Source organism: Kitasatospora sp. NPDC093550, from assembly GCF_044764985.1.
GTDB lineage: Bacteria > Actinomycetota > Actinomycetes > Streptomycetales > Streptomycetaceae > Kitasatospora.
In genome coordinates this window covers 1-4,195 of sequence record NZ_JBIWJF010000071.1, presented here as the reverse complement: position 1 = coordinate 4,195, position 4,195 = coordinate 1, and the positions used below count along the sequence as shown (strand labels likewise).

Below are 4,195 nucleotides of genomic sequence, written 5' to 3'. Positions count from 1 at the left end.
GTCAGCACCGTCACCTCGGCGCCCTCGTTCGCCTCCGCGATCCGCAGCGCCTGCTCCACGCCGTACTCGTCCAGCTCCGACAGGAGGCCGTCCACACCATCCCGGTCGGTGGTGTGGTCGTCCGCGAAACGACGGTCACCCGTCGCGTCCGGCACGTACTTCACACAGACAACGATCCTCAAGCTCACGGCCTTGTCTCCTGTACTGGTCTCGTCCGGCGGCTGCGGCTGTGCAAGCGGGGCGAACACGGAACGCACCCGCTCCGGGCAGCGAATTCCCGTGCCGGTCCGGAACTTCCTGGCAGCATACTCGCCAGTAGCGCAGTGGTCACTACTGGCCAGTAGCTTACGCCGGGCGCCCGCGCCCGCTGCCTGCGCCCATCCTGCCCCAGCCGCGGGCCGACTCCACCCGACGGGGCGGACCGATCGCGCCGGGATTGCGCCCCGACGCCCCGCCCGGCAGCGCCTTGGACCGCTAGACCGCCTGCCCGAGCGCCGCGATGACGTCCGCCTTGCGCGGCTGCCCCGCCGCCCGGCGCACCACCCGGCCGTCCGCGTCCAGCACCAGGACGGTCGGCGTCCGCCGGACCTCCAGCCGGCGGACCAGCTCCAGCCGCTCCTCGGCGTCCACCTCGACGTGCGCGACCCCCTCGACCATCCCGGCCACCTCGGCGAGCACCCGCCGGGTGGCCCGGCAGGGCTGGCAGAAGACCGTCGAGAACTGCACCAGCGTCGCCCGCTCACCGAGCGGCCCGCCCAGCTCCGCCTCCGACAGCCGCACCGTCCCGTCCGTGGTACCCACCCTCATCCTTCCGTCGCGCCCGGCCCGCAGCAGTCCGAACGTGGTCGCCACCGCCAGTACGACGACGCACACCACCAGCCCGGTCATCCCCTCAGTCTGCGCCAGCCCCGGCGGGCCCCGAAAGACGGTCGACCACCGGGGGCACGCCGCGTACGATCGGCCGGTGGACTCCGAGCGCTCCAGACCGCCGCTGCCGACCGCCCGCCGCGTCATCGCCCCGGGCCGCGCCACCGACCACCGCGGTCGCTGACCCCACGTCGCCACCGCCCGCCGCTGCCGCCCGTCGCGACCCTCCCGGAGCCCCCGTGCAGACCGACCCCCGTGGTCCCCGTTTCGCCGCCGCGCTCACCACGGCCGTCCTGATCCTCGTCCTCCTCACCGACAACAGCGCCCTCCTCGCCGGCCAGACGCTCGTCTTCGCGCTCGGCGCGTTCGCCGGCTTACGGCTCTCCCCGTACGACTGGCTCTTCCGGATCCTCGTCCTGCCCCGCCTGGCCCCGCCCTCCGAGACCGAGGACGAGCGGCCGCTGCGCTTCGGCCAGGGCATCCTCATGGTCTTCGCCGCGATCGGCATGCTCGGCTTCCTCACCGGGGTGACCTGGCTCGGTCTGCTGGCCACCTCCGCCGGCCTCGCCGCCGCCTTCCTCAACGCCGCCTTCGGCTACTGCGTCGGCTGCGAGCTCTACCCGGTCGTCCGGCGGGCCCAGGGCCGCCTCACCGCCGGCGCCTGACCCGGGCCGCGCGCCGACGGAGCCCACCCGGGGCGGCCAGGCCCGATGCGGGAACGGATAAAGTTCCCGACCCGATTCATCACGGAGATCACACCGGGAAAATCGGCTTGACCCGACGCCTCAGGTGACAGCAGGCACTCGTTCGGGGGATCATCTCCAGGTATCACCCGTGACCGCCGCGGAGTGCCGTGCCCCGGTCGGCACCGCCCGCGCGTCGCGGGCCCCCGCCGAACCGGGCTCCGGCCCGTGGAAGTCAGGACTGACCGTGGCAGAGTTCGTGTACCCGCCGGTGATCCGCGCCGCGCTCACCGCCTTCCGCGCGCTCGACGTGCGGATCGAGATCGTGGGCGCCGAACACATCCCCGCCACAGGAGGAGCGGTCCTGGTCAGCAACCACATCAGCTACCTGGACTTCCTCTTCGCCGGCCTCGGCGCCTACCGCGGCGGCAAGCGCAAGACCCGCTTCATGGCCAAGGACGACGTCTTCAAGCACCGGATCTCCGGCCCCCTGATGCGCGGCATGAAGCACATCCCCGTGGACCGCACCGACGGCCAGCCCGCATACGAGGCCGCCGTGCGCGCCCTCAAGGCCGGCGAGGTGGTCGGGGTGTTCCCCGAGGCGACGATCAGCCGCTCGTTCATGCTCAAGAAGTTCAAGACCGGCGCCGCCCGGATGGCCGCCGACTCCGGCACCCCGCTGCTGCCCGTCGTCCTCTGGGGCACCCAGCAGCTCTGGACCAAGGGACGCCCGAAGACCCTGACCAAGCGCCACGTCCCGGTCACCATCATGATCGGCGAGCCGATCCACCTCGGGCCGGACGACAAGCCCGTCATGGTCACCAGAAGACTCCGCGCCGCCATGAGCGAGATGCTCGACCAGGCCCAGCGCGAGTACCCCGGCAAGCCCTCCGGTCCGGACGACACCTGGTGGCTGCCCGCGCAGCTCGGTGGCACCGCGCCCACCCTGGAGGTCGCCGAAGCCGAGGACGAGGCGGAGGCCCACGCCAAGGCCGAGCGCCGCGCCGCCAAGGGCTGACAACACCCGTACGGCTACTCCGTGCGACCTAGCGAGCGCGGTCCGTCGCGTGTCGCCCGGCCGCCGACGTCCCCCGTCTGACACAGTGACAGCTCCTCCCAGGGGCCTTCGTCCTGAATCGGCGACGGGGGCAAGACGTCGAGCGGTCGGAAAGGTCGGAAGCGGAGATGGCACGGATCACCGGCACACCGCACACACCCACGGGGCAAACACCCACGAGCTGGGCTCGCACCCGCGCCGGCGCCGGTGCGGGCCTTCTGCTTCTGGGGGCCCTGCTCACCGGCTGCGGGGCCGAGCCCGGGGAGATCCCGCTCTCGGAGATCCGGCCGGAGTCCCCCTCCGCCACCCCCGAGCCGACGCCCGCCGCGACCCCCGGCGTGGTCGGCGCGGCGGCCGGCACCCCCGCCGCGGTCCCCGCGCACAACGGACTGATCGTCAGCCGGGCCTACACCGACGCCTCGCACAGCACCAGCGCCATCGTCACCCTCGCCCCCGACGGCAGCGGCCAGCGCCAGATCACCCAGCCGCCGGACCACGCCCGCGACGACCGCCCCGACTGGTCCCCCGACGGCACCGCGGTCGTCTTCGACCGCACCGACCCGCAGACCGGCGCGGCCCGCCTCTGGACCGTCGCCGCCTCCGGTGACGACGCCCACCAGATCAGCCAGCTCTGCGACGCCTCCGGCGGGGGCGCCGACTGCGCCAACGAGGACGAACGCGCCCCCGCCTACTCCCCGGACGGCAAACAGCTCGCCTTCAGCCGGTCCTGGGGAGCCCTCGACCCGGCCGGCAACAACCAGACCCAGTACTCCGACCTCTACCTGATGAGCCCCGACGGCACCGACGTCCAGCGGCTCACCTTCCTCACCAACGACAAGCCCTACTCCGGGTCGGTCAGCAACCCGAGCTGGTCCCCCGACGGCAAGCAGCTCACCTTCGAGTACCGCACCAGCGCCACCGGACAGCCCGCCAACAGCCGCGCCATCTACGTCGTCAGCGCGGACGGCACCGGGCTGCGCCAGCTCACCCCCTGGGAGCTGCGGGCCGGCGACCGCGCCGACTGGTCCCCCGACGGCACCCGGATCCTCTTCACCACCTACCCGGCCGGCCCCGACAACGCCCCCGGCGGCGGCATCTACACCATCCACCCCGACGGCACCGCCATCGGCGCCCTCACCCCCGCACCCTCGGAGGCCTTCTACGGCTCCGCGGCCTACGCGCCCGACGGGCAAGTCATCGTCTTCACCCAGGCCCCCGCCGGCGGCGGCGCCGACCTCTACAGCATGCGGGCGGACGGCACCGGTGTCGCCCGCCTCACCAGCAGCACGGACAAGTGGCTCAACCGCCCGGCCTGGGGCACGGCCGAACCGCCGGCCGCCCCGACCCAGGCCCCCCAGCCAGACGCCCAGGCACCCGCCCAGGCCCAGGGACAGCCCCCGACGGAGAAGCCCCAGGCCGACGACGAGTAGGCGAACGGGAAGGAAAACGGAAATGCGAAAAGACCCCCTCCCGGATCGGGAGGGGGTCTTTTCTGAATGATTGTTCGGCGGCGTCCTACTCTCCCACAGGGTCCCCCCTGCAGTACCATCGGCGCTGTGAGGCTTAGCTTCCGGGTTCGGAATGTAAC

The 4,195-nt window shown here is 72.8% G+C and carries 4 protein-coding genes, 1 rRNA gene and 1 pseudogene; 3 read left to right on the top strand and 3 right to left on the bottom strand.

Going from position 1 to position 4,195, the window contains the following annotated elements; genetic code table 11:
• Positions 1-188 (bottom strand): annotated as a pseudogene (locus ACIRD3_RS40440) (electron transfer flavoprotein subunit beta); the annotation flags it as partial.
• A gap of 286 nt (positions 189-474) precedes the next feature.
• Complete coding sequence (locus tag ACIRD3_RS40435) at positions 475-888, bottom strand: TlpA family protein disulfide reductase (protein WP_402227124.1); 414 nt, start codon at positions 886-888, stop codon at positions 475-477.
• Between the two features lie 218 nt (positions 889-1,106).
• Here ACIRD3_RS40435 and ACIRD3_RS40430 point away from each other — a divergent pair, with 218 nt between their 5' ends.
• From ACIRD3_RS40430 to ACIRD3_RS40420, 3 genes are all read left to right on the top strand, one after another.
• Complete coding sequence (locus ACIRD3_RS40430; protein WP_402227123.1) at positions 1,107-1,532, top strand: DUF4395 domain-containing protein; 426 nt, start codon at positions 1,107-1,109, stop codon at positions 1,530-1,532.
• A gap of 265 nt (positions 1,533-1,797) precedes the next feature.
• A complete protein-coding gene (locus ACIRD3_RS40425; RefSeq protein ID WP_402227122.1) occupies positions 1,798-2,568 on the top strand; it encodes a lysophospholipid acyltransferase family protein in 771 nt (256 codons plus the stop codon).
• Positions 2,569-2,735: 167 nt separating this feature from the next.
• Positions 2,736-4,037, top strand: a complete 1,302-nt coding sequence (locus tag ACIRD3_RS40420; RefSeq protein WP_402227121.1) for a hypothetical protein — start codon at positions 2,736-2,738, stop codon at positions 4,035-4,037.
• 72 nt (positions 4,038-4,109) lie between these two features.
• On the opposite strand, the gene rrf is transcribed toward ACIRD3_RS40420, so the two are convergent.
• Positions 4,110-4,195 (bottom strand): 5S ribosomal RNA (rrf, locus tag ACIRD3_RS40415); the annotation flags it as partial.

Coding starts and splice junctions, on each gene's coding strand:
- ACIRD3_RS40435 (WP_402227124.1), bottom strand. CDS start 888: ATGACCGGGCTGGTGGTGTGCGTCGTCGTACTGGCGGTGGCGACCACG.
- ACIRD3_RS40420 (WP_402227121.1), top strand. CDS start 2,736: ATGGCACGGATCACCGGCACACCGCACACACCCACGGGGCAAACACCC.